The organism is Bremerella sp. TYQ1, assembly GCF_020150455.1.
Classification (GTDB): Bacteria; Planctomycetota; Planctomycetia; order Pirellulales; family Pirellulaceae; genus Bremerella; species Bremerella volcania_A.
In genome coordinates this window covers 2,536,018-2,553,518 of record NZ_CP083740.1, presented here as the reverse complement: position 1 = coordinate 2,553,518, position 17,501 = coordinate 2,536,018, and the positions used below count along the sequence as shown (strand labels likewise).

The window sequence follows — 17,501 nt, the reverse complement described above, 5'->3', positions numbered from 1 at the left end:
ATTGCATGCTACGTTTGTGCAGCGTAGCAACGTAGTGAAACTTCCGGAAAGCGGAAATCCATGTCCGATTCAGCAGCCAGCACCGCATCGCCCGACGTAACGAAGGGACCTCCTATGAAGGCAAAAATGCAGATCCTAGGTGGGATTCTTGTTCTCGTCCTTCTGGAATGTGTGGTCGCCTATTTGATCATCCCCAGTCCGCAAGACGTCATTCGTGCAGCGGAAATGCAGGCTCAGGAAACTGAAGCGACCCAGTCGCCCGGTGTCGACGAACCCCAGCCGTTGGCAGCCAATGAAGAGACCATGGAAATCGATCTGGGCGATCCTTTCGGTATCACCGCGTATCGTCCACTTAGCGAATCGACGATGCGAATCGACTTCCATCTTTACGCGACCATTCGTGCTAGCGACCAGGCCGACTTTGAATCACTAATGGAAAAGAACAAAAATCGTTTCCGTGAACAAGTGATCGTCACCGTCCGCAGCAGCGACGAAGGGGAATTGACCGATCCTAGTTTGGGGTTGCTTAAGCGTAAGATTTTAGAGAAAACCAACAACATCTTGGGTAAGCCGATGGTGCATTCCATCGTCTTCAGCGAGTTTTCTTTCGTCGAGCAATAACGACCGACGAACCTCTCATCTGGAATGGAATCCGATGACTGACGATCAAATGGGACAGGACGAGATCGAAGAACTCCTTCGCCAGGCCAAGTCTGGTGATGTGGGCCCCGGTGCTCCTGCCCCAAAAAAGGATGAAGATCTCGAAGCGCTCGACCAGAACGAGATTGAAGCCTTGTTGCAGAAGTCTGGACCCGCCGAAGCTCCGCAAGCCAAGCCGGCACAACCTACCGCCGCAACCGCTACGCAGCAGCCTCCGCAAGGACAGCCAGGTGGCGCGGCCGCTCAGTCCGACATGGAATATCTTTTGAATCAGGCCGAAGCAGCGATCGCTTCGCTCAATGCGCCTAACGAGAATATGCCGGCCGGGATTGCACCGTTTACGTTGCGAGACTTCGGCGGCTCGCCTGCTAGCACCGATAAAGCCACCATCGACTTGGTTCGCGATGTCGAACTGGAAGTCAAAATCGAACTGGGTCAGGCCGAAATGCACTTGGAAGAAGTGCTGCAAATGAAGAAAGGCTCGGTCGTTCCGCTCGATAAACTCGCCGGCGATCCGGTCGATATCTTCGTCAACGGACGTCTTATTGCCCGCGGCGAAGTGTTGATTCTCAACGACAATTTCTGCGTTCGTATTACGGAACTGATTGTCGGTGACGCGGTCGTCTAGTTTTCCGCATTGCTAGCGGACTGGTTCGCTTGATTCGTGACGATTCGTCTTGAGCCGAGACGGCCTTGTTTCTAAGATGCTTGCCCGCGACGTTTGTCGCTTTTGGGAGACGGCAGGAAGCTAACTCCCCACTATCTTTTTCGGACCGGTCGCTTTCGCGACTTGAGTGAATTTCAGGAAGAATTTCATGCGGAACGGAATCCATGGTTGGTGCCTTGCGATGATGGTCAGCTTCGCCTGGTCACAGATCGCTGCTGCCAACGATTACTCCGGCGCTCAGGTACCTCCTAATCAGCCGTTGCAAATTCAGAACGAAGCCCCTCCGGCATTTCCACCGTTGGCTCAAGCTTTGCATGTTGAAGCAGTTGCTGAAACTCCTCACGCAGAAGCAGCTCCCGTTGTTGCGAATCCTGCGGCAGCGGCCGAGCCGTTGCCACTTCCGAAGCCAACTCAATCCCAGAATAACGACGTCTCACTCCCTTCGTTCAACTTCAAAGGCAATCAAACGGCCAGCATCGCGGCAAGCTTGTTCGTCGTGGTGGGCTTGTTCCTGATCTTTGCGTGGGTCGGCAAAAAGAACATGAAGCCGAACAACGGTCGGCTTTCCAAAGAGATCATTCAGGTACTCGGCAAAAGCCAGCTTAGCGGCAAACAGCAGCTGGAACTGGTTCGTGTCGGGCAGAAGCTGTTGCTGCTGTGTGTCACGCCGAATAGTGTCGAAACGCTGACCGAAATCACCGAGCCGAACGAAGTGGAACGTCTGTTGACGATCGTTCGCCAAGACTCGCCGGGCAGCATGACAGCGACGTTTCAGGAAGTCCTGACCCAGATGGGGCATAAACCGACTCGTGGATTCCTGGAGGCCTAAGCGATGCGGTTGCTGCGAACAATTCTTTGTCTCTTGGTCGTTGGTTTTGTCGTCGGACAGCCTGCGATTGTTGCTGCGCAGCAAGCTTCGTCGATTCCTGAAAACCTCATTCAAAGTCCTTTGGATCAACCGATTCAAAAGGAAGTCGAAGGTCTGAGCGACTTCGTCAAAGCAGGCCCCGAACATTGGACGAGTCCGGAAGGGCTTTCCAGTACGATCCAAATCATGGTGCTGTTGACGGTGATCAGCCTTGCCCCGGCACTGCTGATTATGACGACCAGTTTCATTCGGATCACCATTGTCTTGGGCCTCCTGCGTCAGGCAATTGGTACTCAACAACTTCCGCCCAGCCAGGTGATTACAGCGCTGGCCATGTTCATGACGTTCATGGTAATGCATCCGTACTGGCAAGAGGTTTACCAGGAAAGCGTCGGCCCCTATACGCGTCAGGAAATCAATCCTGAAACGGGTCAGCCATTCAAGCTGTTTGCCGAGGAAGATCCCATCACCGGAGTGACTGGGCCAGACGAGGCTTGGGAACGAGGCGTGAAGCCAATTCGTCATTTCATGTCGAAGCAAATCGACATTGCCGGCAACAGCGACGATGTTTGGATGTTCTTCGAGTTCCTGCCGAAGGAAACGCGAGATGAGATCGGCGAGCCGCAATCGTACGACGACGTCCCGATGCAGGCCTTGGTGCCGGCGTTCATGTTGAGCGAACTGAAAACGGCGTTCTTGATTGGTTTTCAAATCTATCTCCCGTTTTTGATTTTGGACATCGTGATTGCCAGCGTGACGATCTCGATGGGGATGATGATGCTGCCGCCGGTGATGATCTCGCTACCGTTCAAAATTTTGCTATTCGTCTTAGTCGATGGTTGGACATTAATCGTCGGCATGCTGATGCAAAGTTTCGCCCCCAGCCTTTAACGAAAGCCTACCTGGATGAGTGTCCAAACTACGATCGATCTAACTCGCCAAGCCATGATGATGTGCCTGGTGATTGGTGCGCCGGTGCTTGTCGTGGGGATGGTTGTCGGTCTGCTGGTTGGTTTCCTGCAGGCGTTGACGCAAGTTCAAGATCAAACGGTTTCGTTCGTGCCGAAGATCCTGGCGATGGCCATCGCGTTGGCGTTCACGTTGCCATGGATTTTTCAAAAGCTGGCTGGATACAGCATCGAGTTGTTCAGCAATATTCCCGAGCGAATTGCCGGGGGTTAGTCGCGACCCAGGGGGCCACGCACGATGGAACTGCTTCGGTACTTGGAACCGAACCTTGAGCAACTGCTGATCTTCGCGGCAATCGTGACGCGAATCGGCGGTCTCGTGGCGACGGCGCCGGTGCTGGGAGCAAGCTACGCTCCTGTTCAAATCAAAGCGTTTCTGGCCGTGGCGATTTCGTTGATGTTGACCCCAGTCTTTTGGGATTACGATTTCCCAGAGCCTGGCAACGCGGCGAATTTATTAGTGATCATGGTCGCCGAATTGGTGATTGGTTTGTCGCTGGGACTCGGGATCAAAATCTTATTTGCCGGCGTTCAAATGACCGGACAACTGCTTGGTCAGATCGGTGGTCTATCGATTGCCGACGTCTTCAATCCAGCGTTTGACGATAACGTTCCGATGCTGGCAATCGTGTTCGACTTAGTCGTTCTGGCTGTGTTCCTGGTGATCGGCGGACATCGATTTCTGATGTCGGCACTTCTGCATACGTTCGCCGAAATACCACCTGGCGTGGCGGCGATCGATGTTCAACTGGTACACGTTATTCGCGAAACCTTGGCGAACTCGCTCATCCTAGGTGTTCAAGCCGCCGCCCCCGGAACGGTGGCTCTGTTGGTCGGCGTGCTGGTGATGGGTGTCATCAGTCGCACGCTTCCGCAGCTTAACTTGATGGCGATCGGCTTCAGCATGAACACGATGCTGCTGATGGCATTCGTGATGCTGACGATCGGTAGTGTCGTGTGGATCTTTCAAGGTTCCGTGGAACCGACAGTCGATAACATTCGCTCTATGTTCCATCGTGCCGACGAGGTCGTTCGGAACTAGCTATGTCGGATCAGGATAAAACCGAAGAAGCAACCCCGCATCGCCGCGAGCAAGCGCGGGAAAAGGGGCAGATCCCCAAAAGCCAGGACCTCGTATCGGCGGTTATGCTGGCAGTCGCGTTGGGATCGTTGATGTTCTTCGGCCGAGATCTGATCGATTTTCTCGGGGAGTTTACTCGGGACGAGCTGGGGACGGTGCCTCCTCTGAATCCTTCCGAGTTATGGGCCTCGCACCACAGCGCGACAGCGTTCTGGCGTTTGGCTTTGGTCATGCTGCCGATCTTGGCCGTTTTGTTCATCGCCGCCGTCGCGATCAACATGATGCAGTCAGGCGTGATGTTCCTGCCGGATAAACTTGGCTTCGATTGGAACCGCGTGAATCCCGCTTCCGGCGTGCAGCGGATGTTTTCGCTGACGAACTTGATGAAGCTGATCTTTGGTATCGGTAAAGTGCTGATCATCTCGGCTGTTGCCGGCGTTACGCTCTGGTTCGAGATGGATACCATCCTCGGGCTTTCCGCGATGAGCACCATGGAAGTCGCTCGGTATCTGCTTGATACTTCGCTGTGGACTTCGATGAAAATCGCCGCCGCGCTGGTCATCCTCGCTATCCTCGACTACGCCTACCAGGTCTGGAAGTCGGAGCAGGACATGATGATGACGAAGGAGGAGGTTCGCGAGGAAATCAAAACCATGCAGGGCGATCCGCAGGTCATCGCCAAGCGTCGTCAAGTTGCTCGGCAGTTGGCGATGAACCGCATGTCGACCGACGTCCCCCAAGCCGATGTCGTGGTGACCAATCCAACCGAACTGGCGATCGCTCTGAAGTACGATCCGTTCGAGATGGCGGCCCCGGTGGTGATGGCCAAAGGAGCCGGATCGGTCGCTCAGCGTATTCGCCGACTCGCGCTGGAAAACCACATTCCTGTCGTCGAACGCAAGGAGCTTGCCAGGGCTCTCTACAAGGAAGCCGAGATCGGACAGCCGGTGCCTGCGGAGCGTTATGCCGCCGTGGCGGAAGTGCTGAAATACGTGTACGAACTGCAAGGCAAGCAGCTGCCGACGATGGCCGATCTGGAGGAAGCCGATCGCGAACGAGGACGTGCTGCCTAAGCATTTCGGCTTTGTCAAGCACGTGAATGCATTGTACCAGGGCAGTGTTCAAGCGAACCGGTTAGAATACCGTTCTGACCTTAAATTGCGAGCCAATCGGCCTCGATTCGATGCAAGTCTCGCTCACGTTTGATCAATAAGTCGCGCAAAAAAGTTGTACACTTGTACAATAGACGCGTACAATTAAATGCGAATGAGGCAGGGCAGGGGGGAAGTGAAAATAAGGGGTTGGCGATTTCCCTTATTTTGACGCTGCTCAAGATCGATCACGCGGCTTGCGATCGTCGTGCTTGCTTGGCCCAGGCAATCCAATTGGTCACCTCTTCCAAGTCGGGCGGATCGCTGCTGCGAATGATGCGTTGGCCGTCAGACGTTTCTGCGAACTCCGAGACTTCTTCCAACAACTGCCTGGCCGATGCGCCGGCCACATCTTCCGGCGTTTCGTACCCGCACGATGTCAGCAACTGTGCGTCGTGTCCGCGAAGCATCGGAATTCGATAGGCAAGTTCCGCTTGAGCTTGCCACTGGGCGAACAGCTTCGGCGTGATGTGCTTCGCCTTCAATTTCGGAGCAACCGTTTTGGCGTCGGCGGTTACCAATTGAGCGACCGTTTGTATGCCCACGCCGCCGAGTCTTTTGGCTGTCTTGTTTCCGATCGAAGGGGCATCGACGACGGCGTCGTTCCAGTCGAGGTAAAACTTCAAAGGCTTGTCTTCGATCGGCTTTCGATCTTCGATAGCCCGTTCGCGGCGCGATTCTGTCGGCGGCGTTGAGGGAACGCTTGGTTCGGCGGCGACCGGTTCTGGCGGTTTCGATTCACGCCGCTTCACCGGAATCGGATCAGTGTCTTCCTCTTCCGCTTCCGGGATATGCGTATCAGGGCTCAGCTTCGGGCGGATAGTGACGCCTTTGGCGGGATGGAACTCGGCGGGTTCGTCCGACGTATCTTCGCGCGGCTTCGGTTCTGACTTTGTCTGTCTTGGATTAGGTTCGTTTTCGATGTTAGGAAGCGGGATCGAAACGCGCGGCTTCGGTTGTTCTTTCGGAGTTTCTTCCGGGGCAGGTTTGGCCGAACGCGTTGGTTTCGGTTTCGGCGTGCGTGTACCGACCAGCTTCAAGCTCGAGAGGCTCACCTCAGGTAGCTGCGGCACCTCGTAGAGCGGTCGGCCTCCTTCTTCTTCCCGCGGCTTGTCGGGATTCATGTCTGCTTCCAGTTCGTCGCGAACGGTCCGCACATCGTCCGGCAGTGTCCGTTCGACTTTGCCGGTCTTCTGATATTCGCGGAACATCTGCCGCACGAGTTCCGCTTCCTTTTTGTTTTCCATTCGCTGCGTGACCCACTGCGAAGGAATTTCGATCGTGGCGAACACGGTTTCGAGTGCCAGCAAAACATAGGGCGGATCGTGGGCCGCTTCGTCGAAGGCACGGTTTAAGATTTTCGCGAAGCCATTGATCGCGTAGCCAATCATTTCGGACGCCACATCACGGCAGACGACATCGAGCCCGCGCGGAGGATTGCGGCGTCCTTGTTTGAAGTTGTAGTGATCGATCAGCGTTTGATAGTGCGCGTGTGACCTGGTCGCCCCGTCGCGGACCATCTGTTCGAGCCAATCCGTGCCGCTGGGCATTCGGACCGGAGGCAGTCCCCGCAGTTCGGCAGTGGCTCGCAGACGATCGTACGAACAACTGATACTCCACTCCGCGGCGCGGTGAATGTTGTTTTCCGCTTCGCTACTGCCGGTATGAAACGGCATGATCGGATCGGAGTAGTAATGGCTCAGCACGCCGGCGTTGTAGGCGACCTCTTTCCATTTCTGCGAACGGATCGATTCGACGAGCAAGTCGTACCACTTCCGAGCTGCCTTAGGAGCTCCACCCCAGAAGTTCTGGGCGGGGTGCAGCACATGATTGCGGAAGTCGCGAAACTTTTTGTCGGGATCTTTCGAGCCGCGGAGGTAGGGCTCGTAATGCTTCAGAAGGATGTTGCGACGGCGCTCGCTGTTCTCGGCCGGCAGATGGTTCAGTGCGTCCAACGCCAGCTTATGGTGCGTCCCGTTGGCGTGGGCCGCGTACAAAATGTCGAACAGCAAATGCATCCGGGCGTCCTTTCCCGACCGAGTTGTTCCGTTTTTTAGAGGATTAAGTGATCGCTTTGATCAATGACTTCGTGTTGGGTTGCCGCAGACCAAGGGGGCAGACAATGCGAGCGGCATTGCGGGCAGGAAGCGACCGTACAATTCTAGCGAAAAAGGGGCGTTTTCCCCAAGTCGGATTCCTGGTCGTCAGGAAGTGAAGTTGAAGATTTGGGTGCCATGCTCACGTCCGCGTGGACATGTTTTTTATGTGTGCGTTCGCGACACGGTGATCCGGATTGCCCCTCACCCTAGCCCTCTCCTCTCAGGGGCGAGGGGACCGCGTAAGAGGTATGGCGACGGGGAAGTGGGAAGTTGCGACGGCATCGGCGTTAGCTTTCGTCCAGGGGATAGCCGTTTGCCTCGAAGTAGCCTCGCCAGCGGCGTTGGATTTCTTGCCGAGTTTCTTCGTCCATCGAGTGACGGTTGCGGCGGTAGTCCTTCGTGCGTTCGGCGTAGTCGCGGACGCCTTGCTCGATGCGGTCGTACCCGTCCAGGTCGATCGCTTCATAAATGCGGCGAATTTCGGCGACAGGGTCGGCGACAAGATCTTCGTAACGCGTCTGGCAGACTTTTTCCTTGGGAACGGAAGCCAAACCGCGATCGTATGCGGCGTACATTCGCTCGAAGCAGTCGAAGACGTATTCGCGATAGTCGTCTTTGGAAACTTGAAACGCTTGCACTTCGTCCATCGTGTTCCATAGGCGGACCGTCGAGGCGAAAACGTCGTACGGATCGCGGGCAATGTGGATGAATTTGGCGTCGGGGTACCGCTCGGCCAGTTCGCCGATGCGGCCGGTATGGGTCGGCGATTTAAGGATCAGCGGCTTGTTTTCCTGAACGGTCACCATCCGCATGAACAAGTCGAGCGTATCGAGCCATTCTTCTTTTCGTTCTGGCGGAACGGCGGCCAGGTCCAGAAAATCAGGCTCAGGCTTGGCATTGTTCGGAAACGCCATCCGAACGTAAGGGGACATTTCGCCCAGGCTGAGCACGCCGAACTCGTCTTCCTGCGGCTTCGACCAGCCCATGGTCATGTTGTCCATGGGGCGGCTTTTGGGCATGAAGAAGTTGAAGTAGTTCTCGATGATGCGCCCGTAAATCAGAAACATGTTCGGGGCGAAGCACTGAATGGTGTTGGGAGTCGCGTAGCGGTCGTCGGACTGCATCAATTCGTGCAGCAACGTAGTACCGCTCCGCCAATGGCCGAGAATGAAGATCGGCTTCTCGATTTTGGCGTCCCGAATTTTGCTGCCAAAAAACAAGTTCTGCAGTTGGTGGCAGATACTGTTGTTGATCGCGAACAGCGAAACCGTACCGGCCAAGCCGAGCTTGAGCGGGTTCACTTTGAAACCGTTCTTTGCTAGCAGACTGCCCCAAGTGCCGACACGCATGCCATGCCAGACGCGGGGCGTGTACCAAGGGTAATTGTTGGCTTTGGGCTTCTTCGGTTTGGCAGCGTCCGCCGATGGGGTGCTTTGATCGGCGGCAGAGGATGTGGCGTTCAAGTCGCTCGACTTCCTGAAATGGCATTCTTTTACGGGGTTTTGGAACCGAAGTTTACGCCAAAAACAGAGAAACGACTAGCGAAGGTTGGCATAGTCCCGCAGTACGGTAGGTCAAAAGTGGGGTAGCCCAGTTTGCTTGCAAGCTGGGGAGGCGAAGCCGACTCGAGGTGCTGGTGTGTGGTTGGACCAATGGCTAAACCTCCGTTCGCTGCGCTCCCCAGGTTGCAAGCAACCATGGGCTACCCAGATCAGGAGCGAGGGGATCGGAAGGGATTGTGCTATCGCGAGGCGTGTTGTGAGGCTGCGGCTGCTAGCACGGCCAATCGCTGTTAACTCGTCTGTGAGTAACAACTTCCAGGCAGTTGATCGATCTGGACACCCAAAAGGGGTTTCAGTAATCTTCGTCCCGCTCGATGTCGGATCGGGCGACGGAAACCTTTAGCCAAACCTGAAAAAATTCGTAGATTCTCGTGGAATTCACCCTCAGCAGAATTAAGGACTTGATCCTGCCGATCGGCATTATTACCAGCGTGCTGGTGATTTTGATGCCGCTTCCGGCGCCGCTGATGAATTTGCTGCTGACGGCAAATATCACCGCCGGTGTGATCATTCTGCTGACGACTATCTATGTGAAGACGCCGCTGGAATTCAATATTTTTCCGTCGCTGCTGCTTGCGACTACGTTGGCTCGACTGGTTTTGAACGTGGCCACCACGCGACTCATCCTAACGGGGGCGGCCTCGGAAGGGATGGATGCGGCTGGTGGCGTGATTCAAAGCTTTGGCGAATTCGTCGCTGGCGACCGCGTCGAAGTCGGGATCATTATCTTTATCATCATCGTGCTCATCCAGTTTCTGGTGATCACCAAAGGTGCGACACGTATTAGTGAAGTGGCCGCACGTTTTGCGTTGGACGGGATGCCTGGTCGTCAGATGGCGATCGATGCCGACTTGAACGCCGGGATCATCGACGAAGTGGAAGCCCAGCAGCGTCGAGCCGAAATCACGCAGCAGGCCGACTTCTTCGGGGCGATGGATGGTGCGAGTAAATTCGTCCGTGGCGATGCGATCGCAGGTATTGTTATCACGCTGATTAATATCGTCGGTGGTTTGATCATCGGCGTTTCTTCCGGAATGGAAGTGCTGGAAGCGGCTCAGGTTTATACCAAGTTGACCATCGGTGACGGCCTGGTGAGCCAGGTTCCCGCGTTTCTGATTTCGTTGGCCGCTGGTTTGTTGGTGACTCGAAGCACCGAAGAATCGAACCTGCCGGTGGAATTCATCAAGCAGCTGTTCTCGCGCCCGGAAGCCTTGGGCGTCGCTGGCTGTTTCCTGGGGCTGTTGATCTTCTCAGGTCTGCCGACGTTGCCACTATTGGTCATTGGAGCCGGGTGCGTGAGCATTGCGGTGATGACGAAGAAGGGCCAAACCCAAAAGACGAAAACGGAAGAAGCAGAAGTCGAAAAGAAACAAAAGGAAGAGCAGGAAGCAGCCAAGAAAGACGACCGCATCGAGGATTACTTAACGGTCGATCCGATGGAAATGGAACTTGGCGTCGGACTCGTTCGCCTGGCGGCCCCCAACCGCGGCGGCGACCTGCTGCCACGTGTGACCGGGGTTCGTCAGAACGTGGCCAGCGAGATTGGCGTGATCCTGCCGAAGGTTCGTATCCGCGACAACATGCGGCTGCACGAGAACCAATACCGCATCAAGATCAGCAACAACGTCGTTGCCGAGAACACGATTTACCCCGATGGTTTGCTAGCGATTGCCATGAGTGGCGCCAAGGGAGAACTTCCTGGCGAGAAAACTCGCGACCCCGCGTTCAATCAGCCAGCGGTTTGGATCGATCCCGGCATGCGGCCGCAAGCCGAGATGATGGGCTATACGATCGTCGAGCCGACATCGGTTCTCGCAACGCACTTGCAGCGTGTGTCGAAGAAGCACGCCGACGAACTGCTTACCCGTGATGCGACGAAGCACTTGCTGGACGAATTGAAAGAAACTTCGCCGGCAGTGGTCGACGAGCTTATTCCTGGGGCGATGAAGATCGGCGACGTTCAAGCGGTGCTGCAGCTGCTGCTTCGTGAAGAAGTTTCGATCCGGCAATTGGCTCGCATCCTGGAAACGTTGGGCGACCATATCGGCCGCACGAAGGATCCGGTTTGGCTGACGGAATTTGTCCGGCATAAGCTGGCTCGCACCATCTGCACGAAATATCGCGACAAAGAAAACCGCGTCTACGTAGTGCCGCTCGATCCGGCCATGCAAGACCGCATCGCGGCTGGGATTGATATGGAACGTGGGGCATTCGCACGTATGAGTCCGCAAGCCATCGAGATGACATGCAAGTCGATCGGGGCAGGGATCGAGAAGCTGCGTGAGATTGGCAAGCCGCCGATCGTGTTGGTCAATCCGCAGATTCGACCGGCCGTCAAGCAGCTGACAGGGAACTTCATTCCTGACTTGATCGTGCTGAGCCACAACGAGATTACCAATGACACGATGATTGAATCGATGGGCATCATCAGCGATACGATGCCTGCGAAGAACCCGCCGCCAGGGCAACAACCCCCTCAGCAGCCGCCGCAGCAGTAGTAAGTAACCACCATGAACATTCGATCATTTCGCGCCAAATCGATGCATGAAGCGTTAGAGCTCGTTCGCAAAGAACTGGGGCCTGATGCTGCGTTGCTGCATACGCGAGAAGTTCCGCAGCGAGGACTGATGGGGCTGCTCGGACGTAAGGAGATTGAACTCGCCGCTTCGGCCGATTCCGACTTGAAAAGCCGCTTCGAGATTGTCGAACCGGAAGAAGAGCAAGAACCGCCACTCGAAGCGACCATTGACGAAGCAATAGAAGAAACAACGGAAGCGATTGCGGAAGAAGTCGATAGGCCTGATCCCGATCGGACATTGGCCGAAGATATGGGCATCGATCTGGAAGCGATGTCGTTCAGCCAAACGTTCTTCAGCAGCGGGCCAGGCTGGCCTCCGGCTCTTTTACGAATTCGGGAACGCTTAGTCGAAGCGGAAGTGCCGGGCATTTTGGTCGATGGTTTGTGTCAACGCATTTTGGCTTCGCACACCGAAGAGTCGCAGCAGGACGAAGCGATTCTCGTGCAAGCGATTCGCCAAGAGATGGCGGCGTCGATTCATATCGGACGCGATATCGACGATCTACGGCTCTACCCACGCGTGGTCGCGGCAATCGGTCCGACCGGCGTCGGCAAGACAACGACGATTGCGAAACTCGCCGCGCGAGCGAAGTTCGATTACAAACGCCGCGTTGGTTTAGTGACGGTCGATACGTACCGTATCGCGGCGGTCGATCAGCTGCAGACGTATGCCGAGATTATGGACTTACCGATGAAGATTGTTTCGACTCCGATGGAAGTCCGCAATGCTATCAACGAGCTGTCGGACTGCCAGCAAATCTTCATTGATACGGCCGGACGAAGCCCCCGAGACGAGGTGCAAGTTCAGCAGTTACGTTCTTTGATAAAAGCAGCTTCCCCTGACGAGACGTATTTGGTACTGTCCGCCCCGAGCAGCTCGAAGAGCCTTGCCGAAGCGGTCACCAAGTTCGCGGCGGTGACGCCTTCCAGCTGGGTATTAACCAAGATAGATGAGGTCGGATCGTTGGGTAACACGTTGAACTTTCTGCAAGATCCCCAGCTCCCGTTGGCCTATGTGACCAACGGTCAGGACGTACCTCAGGCCATCGCCGCGGCAGACGCGGAAGACCTGGTAGCACGCATCCTGTAGAGACTCCTCGTAATATTGTCCGACCCGATAAGACACGCGCTTTCAATACACCATGTCGTTTGAACCTTCTTTTCCCCGCGATCAAGCTACGCTGCTGCGAATGCTCGCCAAGCGCGCGATGATCGGCGGCACGCCAGCTTTCGCGAAGGCCAAGACCTTCGTGTTGTTTGGTGGCAGCGGCCAGGTGGGAACAACGACCGTTTGTCATAACCTGGCATGTGCGATGGGTTTGGCCGGGCACCGCGTTGCCACGGTCGACTTGAACCCCAGCAATCCGGGGCTCGCGCAGCTGACAGGACGAACGCCGTCAGTCAGCATCGACGAACTTCTGACAGGACGCCACGACTTGCACGAGTACTTTGTGCCAGGCGTGGCGGCATCTCTGCTTCTGCCAACCGACGAAAGCAACGGGGCAGGGAAGTGGCCGGTCGCAGCGGTCGACCGACTAATCGAAAAGCTAATGGGACTAGGGCGGCATGCCGACATCGTGCTGATTGATGCGGGAAGCGAAGTAAGCCCCTTGGCCGGCGAACTGTGGAGGATGGCTCAGCTGTTTCTGCTGGTGCTCAATCCGACCGCGGACGCGATCACCGCAGGGTACGAGCGGATTCGCTGGCTACATCAGTTCTCGCCCAGGAAAGTAACGCACGTCGTGATGAACCGCGCGGCGAGCGAAACGGGCCATGCCGAGCTTGTGGCTGGGATGGATACCACCGCACAGAAGTTCCTGCACTCGACCATTGAATCGGTTGGCCACGTAGAAGTGGCCCCCGAGATCGGTGCTGCCTCGAAGGCAGCCCAACCATTCGTACAACGTTATGCTGAGCACGCTGCCAGTAAGTCGATCCAGCGGATGTCGGATCGATTGGTACGCATGTCGTTAAGCCTTTCCCAATCGCCAACCTCGAAACGGGCCGCTTAACGATGATGCTATCGCTGCAATCACTTCAGAACTGGCAACGAGTTTTTCAAGCAAAACAAATGATATCCGCAAAATTACCTCAATTCTCGTTTTTAGAGCGTCGATTCAACGAGATAACGTCACATGCGCATGTGACGCAGAAGGTTTGCGGATCGATACAACTCAACCAACTCGGAATCGATGGGACGCGACTACGCGGGAATCTTGGCTACGACGGCATTGGTCACCGTGATTACACGGGGACTGATTATGTCTGGCGGGATCGAGTCGATTCTTATCGCGGCGACGGCAGCAATGTTTTTGTTCGCAGCGATCGGTTGGCTGATAGGAAATGCTGCAGCCCGTATTGTGGACGAATCGGTGCGGCAGCGCATCAATGCGGAATTGGAAGCGATGGAGCTCAACGAGAACCTCGGCGGCTCCAAGACAACCAAGACCGCGTAACCCGCGGCATAGGCCGACAAAGAAATTCCTCCCCGGGAATCTCCGAGTCCCTAACGCGAGATTGGATAACCTGATCGATTCCCTTTCCGAAGTGGCATTTTGCCAACAACGGGGAAGTGACCTGAAAGATTCAGGTCCGTCGATTTCATAAGAAATACGTGTTAGCTCAAGACGAGCGATTCACGGAGGAACGCATGGCAACGACGACCGCGACCAGGGATGACGTGTCTGAAGTGTGGCAAAGCTACAAAGAAGACCCGTCGCGGAAAGAACTGAGAAACCGACTTGTAGAACGCTATTTGCCGCTTGTGAAATACAACGGCGAACGCATTTGGGCTCGCCTGCCGGAAGGGGTCGAACTTGACGACCTGATCTCGGCTGGAGTCTTCGGCTTGATGGACGCAATCGATGCGTTCGACATGAGCCGTGGCGTGAAGTTCGAAACCTACTGCGTGCCACGTATTCGTGGTGCTATGTTGGACGAACTGCGAACCATGGACTGGGTTCCCCGGTTGGTTCGCTCCAAAGCGAGCAAGTTGAACGAGGCGACCAAGCAATTGGAAGCCAAATTTGGTCGGGCACCCACCCACCAAGAACTGGCAGACCACATGGGTATGCCACTGAAAGATTTGGAAAAGATGGTCACCGAAGCAAACGCGGTGGGCCTGATTAGTCTGAACAAGAAGTGGTACGAAACGGACAGCTATAAAGATGTCCGTGAAATCGACATTCTGGAAGACAAGAAGGGGGAAGACCCCACGCGTCGCATTCAAAAGAATGACCTGATGCGTTTGGTGACCAAGGGGCTCAATCGCAACGAGCGTCTGATCATCATTCTGTACTATTACGAAGAACTGACGATGAAAGAAATCGGTGCCACGCTCGACTTGAGCGAAAGCCGCGTCAGTCAAATGCACAGCAGCATCGTCTCGCGACTGCAAAGTCAACTGGGACGTCGTAAGCCAGAATTCGGAACGGTTTAGCGTTTGCCGCTGAATCGAAAACGAAAAAGCAAACGACCCATCTTCGGATGGGTCGTTTTTTTATGCACTAGGTTGCACTTCTTAAGTCCCTTCGGGGCGGTCGAAGGTAGCCAGGGGCGTGAGCCCCTGGATGTCGGTCAATAAGAAGCAAAGCCCTGAAAGGGCGACAGATGCGACAATGAAAGGGGGCGGTTGCCCTTTCGTGACTTAGGAGTCGATCTTCCCAACATGAATCAAACCGTCGCCTTGATGAGCGATGGGGTTGTGGCTTAGGCCGATGACGATGCCGTCGTAGGGGGCTTTGAGGTATTTCGGTTCGGTGCCGAAGACATCGGCGATGATGCCGATTTGCTGCCCGGCTTGGACTTCTTCGCCCAGTTCAATCAGTAGTCGAACGATACCGCTGCGTTTGGCCCGAATCCATGTCGACTCACGAATGACTTTGGGAGTCCGTTTAGGAAGTTTGACCGGCGTCTTGAGCATCTTCAGGAAGGAGAGAACCCGCATCACTCCGTTGACCCCGGTGCGGATGCAATCGTGGTTGAAACGGTTCGGTTCACCAGCTTCGTAAAGTAGCGTTTTAATTCCCTTGGCATTGGCAGCCGAGCGCAACGAGCCGTCGCGGAGGTCGGAATGCACAATGGCAGGCGGACCAAACGCCAACGCGCACTCGTACGTTACTTCATCGTCCATGTCGCCGCGAATCTGCGGAAGGTTGGTTCGCAGGTTCGAGCCGGTGTGAAGGTCGATGCCGTAATGACAACGCTCGACAACTTCGGTCATCATCAGCTTCGCCAGGCGAGAGGCAAGCGAGCCACTTTTCGAGCCTGGGAACGAACGGTTCAAGTCGCGGCGGTCAGGCAAGTAGCGGCTTTGATTGATCACGCCGAAGCCATTGACCATCGGCACGACAATGAGCGTACCAATCAGTTTGTTCGGTTTCAGTTTTTCGAGCAGCATCCGAGCGATCTCGACACCGTTCAGTTCGTCGCCATGAACGGCGGCAGAGACCCAAGCGGTGGGACCTTCAACGGGGCCATGCAGCACTTCGATCGGAAGGGTAATGTAGGTACCTGTCGGAAGGCGAGCGACAGGAATTTCCAGGCGTAAACGGTTGCCTGGGGCGACGGCTTGACCGTCGATATAGAACGAACGACTTGGTTGATGAACTGTCGGCTTGGGGTTCCGTGCGTCCATTCGAGATTAGGTCCTTGGTTCGCTATTGGGGCATGGCTCGTTGAGATAGCTGCGAAAGGCGATTTTTCAGTTCGTTGGCGGCGGCGTCGAGTTCGTTCAGCGGCACCATGGCAGAAACTTCCGACTCGCCATTGGAGACTTTGGGAGTTTCTTCGAGAGCTTCCGGGCTGATCGTTCTCGCTTCGGGAGGATCTTCTTCAATCGGTACAAGGTCTTCGCCGGTGTTCAGGAAGCCACGGTTACGGCCTCCCTTTTTCGCCGCGTACAACGCTTCGTCGGCACCTCGCATCAGGCTTTCGGGCGACTCGGCATGACTCGCCGACATCAAGCCACAGCTAACGGTGATTTCGATTTCCGTATCGTCATACTGTACCGGTAAAGCTCGGATCACGTTTAAAATTTTGCGAGCGACGGTCACGATCGAGTCCCAGTCGCCATCAGGCATCAGGATCGCCATCTCTTCGCCACCGATGCGGGCCAGGTAATCGGTCTGCCGCATAACGCTGCTTAATCGTGCGGCAACTTCCTTGAGTACGGCGTCGCCGGCGTCGTGGCCGAAGCGATCGTTGACCAGCTTGAAGTAGTCGATATCGAGCATCAACAAGCTGAACGGTTGTTGCTTACGCTGCCAAAGCGCCCAGCGGCGATTGCGTTCTTCGTCAAATGCCCGGCGATTGAGAAGCTGGGTTAAAGCGTCGGTGCGAGCCTCGGAGAGGGTGTCTTCGAGTTCCTGGGCCTGATTTTTGAGAGTTGCTTCGGCCGATTCGAGCCGTTGCTTCAGTCGCTGATTGGCGGCGGTGATCTGCGCGATCAACTGCACTGCTTTGTCGGATGGGCCGTCGTCGCCCTGGCTGGAAACTTCCGATGGCTGGGCTAACTTCTGTTCCAGGTTTTCCAGCAATTCAATATGCTTGTTCAAATCGCCGGTGAAGTGGCTGGTGAACTGGATCATTCCGGCAAGCTGCTCACGGAAGACGGTCGGATCTTCTTCCGAATCAGATTCCGCTGCGGTTTTTGGTTTGGTCTGAGTGAACTTCACCCAAAGCAATGCCAGCGAAACGCCGATGGCGATGCCGACAAATAGCGTCACCATCCCGAAAATATCACCCAAAACAAATGTCAGAAGCTCGGCCATGAATCGGTTGTCGATACGGTTGCTGTGGAATCCGCGGCAAACGGTAAGTGGCGTCCGCGATTGCGCGATCCGGCCCCTTGCCGGGCAAAATCGCTG

General features: G+C 55.5%; 16 protein-coding genes. 12 read left to right on the top strand and 4 right to left on the bottom strand.

From position 1 onward, the window contains the following. Positions 1-60 precede the first annotated feature (60 nt). The 7 genes from LA756_RS09875 (at position 61) to flhB (ending at position 5,317) form a co-directional block, all read left to right on the top strand. Positions 61-621: a hypothetical protein gene (locus tag LA756_RS09875; RefSeq protein ID WP_224439708.1), complete on the top strand. Its 561-nt coding sequence runs from the start codon at positions 61-63 to the stop codon at positions 619-621. 34 nt (positions 622-655) lie between these two features. Beyond that, on the top strand, positions 656-1,288 hold the full coding sequence (gene fliN / locus LA756_RS09870) for a flagellar motor switch protein FliN (protein ID WP_224439707.1): 633 nt from the start codon (positions 656-658) through the stop codon (positions 1,286-1,288). 187 nt (positions 1,289-1,475) lie between these two features. After that, the gene (locus LA756_RS09865) at positions 1,476-2,156 is read left to right on the top strand and encodes a flagellar biosynthetic protein FliO (protein ID WP_224439706.1); all 681 of its coding nucleotides are present in this window, start codon (positions 1,476-1,478) and stop codon (positions 2,154-2,156) included. A gap of 3 nt (positions 2,157-2,159) precedes the next feature. Further along, positions 2,160-3,086, top strand: coding sequence for a flagellar type III secretion system pore protein FliP (locus tag LA756_RS09860; RefSeq protein WP_224439705.1), 927 nt, complete (start codon positions 2,160-2,162; stop codon positions 3,084-3,086). 15 nt (positions 3,087-3,101) lie between these two features. Then, on the top strand, positions 3,102-3,377 hold the full coding sequence (gene fliQ / locus LA756_RS09855) for a flagellar biosynthesis protein FliQ (RefSeq protein WP_224439704.1): 276 nt from the start codon (positions 3,102-3,104) through the stop codon (positions 3,375-3,377). Between the two features lie 24 nt (positions 3,378-3,401). After that, the gene (locus tag LA756_RS09850) at positions 3,402-4,205 is read left to right on the top strand and encodes a flagellar biosynthetic protein FliR (RefSeq protein ID WP_224439703.1); all 804 of its coding nucleotides are present in this window, start codon (positions 3,402-3,404) and stop codon (positions 4,203-4,205) included. A 2-nt stretch (positions 4,206-4,207) separates the two neighbouring features. Next, positions 4,208-5,317, top strand: coding sequence for a flagellar biosynthesis protein FlhB (gene flhB / locus LA756_RS09845; RefSeq protein WP_224439702.1), 1,110 nt, complete (start codon positions 4,208-4,210; stop codon positions 5,315-5,317). Between the two features lie 266 nt (positions 5,318-5,583). Here flhB and LA756_RS09840 read toward each other — a convergent pair whose 3' ends face one another. After that, entirely contained in the window at positions 5,584-7,413 is a 1,830-nt protein-coding gene (locus LA756_RS09840) for a DUF4332 domain-containing protein (RefSeq protein WP_224439701.1), read from the bottom strand. A 368-nt stretch (positions 7,414-7,781) separates the two neighbouring features. Next, positions 7,782-8,957 (bottom strand): sulfotransferase, encoded by a 1,176-nt coding sequence (locus LA756_RS09835; RefSeq protein ID WP_224439700.1) that lies wholly within the window; start codon positions 8,955-8,957, stop codon positions 7,782-7,784. A 545-nt stretch (positions 8,958-9,502) separates the two neighbouring features. Here LA756_RS09835 and flhA point away from each other — a divergent pair. The 5 genes from flhA (at position 9,503) to LA756_RS09810 (ending at position 15,073) form a co-directional block, all read left to right on the top strand. Then, positions 9,503-11,554 carry a flagellar biosynthesis protein FlhA gene (flhA, locus tag LA756_RS09830; protein ID WP_261362108.1) on the top strand — a complete coding sequence of 684 codons (2,052 nt, stop codon included), beginning with the start codon at positions 9,503-9,505 and terminating at the stop codon, positions 11,552-11,554. Between the two features lie 12 nt (positions 11,555-11,566). Next, positions 11,567-12,724, top strand: a complete 1,158-nt coding sequence (gene flhF / locus LA756_RS09825) for a flagellar biosynthesis protein FlhF (RefSeq protein WP_224439698.1) — start codon at positions 11,567-11,569, stop codon at positions 12,722-12,724. Positions 12,725-12,776: 52 nt separating this feature from the next. After that, complete coding sequence (locus tag LA756_RS09820; RefSeq protein WP_224439697.1) at positions 12,777-13,646, top strand: hypothetical protein; 870 nt, start codon at positions 12,777-12,779, stop codon at positions 13,644-13,646. Positions 13,647-13,826: 180 nt separating this feature from the next. Then, positions 13,827-14,090: a hypothetical protein gene (locus LA756_RS09815; RefSeq protein ID WP_224439696.1), complete on the top strand. Its 264-nt coding sequence runs from the start codon at positions 13,827-13,829 to the stop codon at positions 14,088-14,090. Positions 14,091-14,284: 194 nt separating this feature from the next. Continuing rightward, positions 14,285-15,073 (top strand): FliA/WhiG family RNA polymerase sigma factor, encoded by a 789-nt coding sequence (locus LA756_RS09810; RefSeq protein WP_224439695.1) that lies wholly within the window; start codon positions 14,285-14,287, stop codon positions 15,071-15,073. A 207-nt stretch (positions 15,074-15,280) separates the two neighbouring features. On the opposite strand, the gene LA756_RS09805 is transcribed toward LA756_RS09810, so the two are convergent. Both LA756_RS09805 and LA756_RS09800 read right to left on the bottom strand, forming a co-directional pair. Beyond that, entirely contained in the window at positions 15,281-16,270 is a 990-nt protein-coding gene (locus tag LA756_RS09805; RefSeq protein ID WP_224439694.1) for a succinylglutamate desuccinylase/aspartoacylase family protein, read from the bottom strand. Between the two features lie 22 nt (positions 16,271-16,292). Then, a complete protein-coding gene (locus LA756_RS09800; protein ID WP_224439693.1) occupies positions 16,293-17,405 on the bottom strand; it encodes a GGDEF domain-containing protein in 1,113 nt (370 codons plus the stop codon). Positions 17,406-17,501 lie beyond the last annotated feature (96 nt).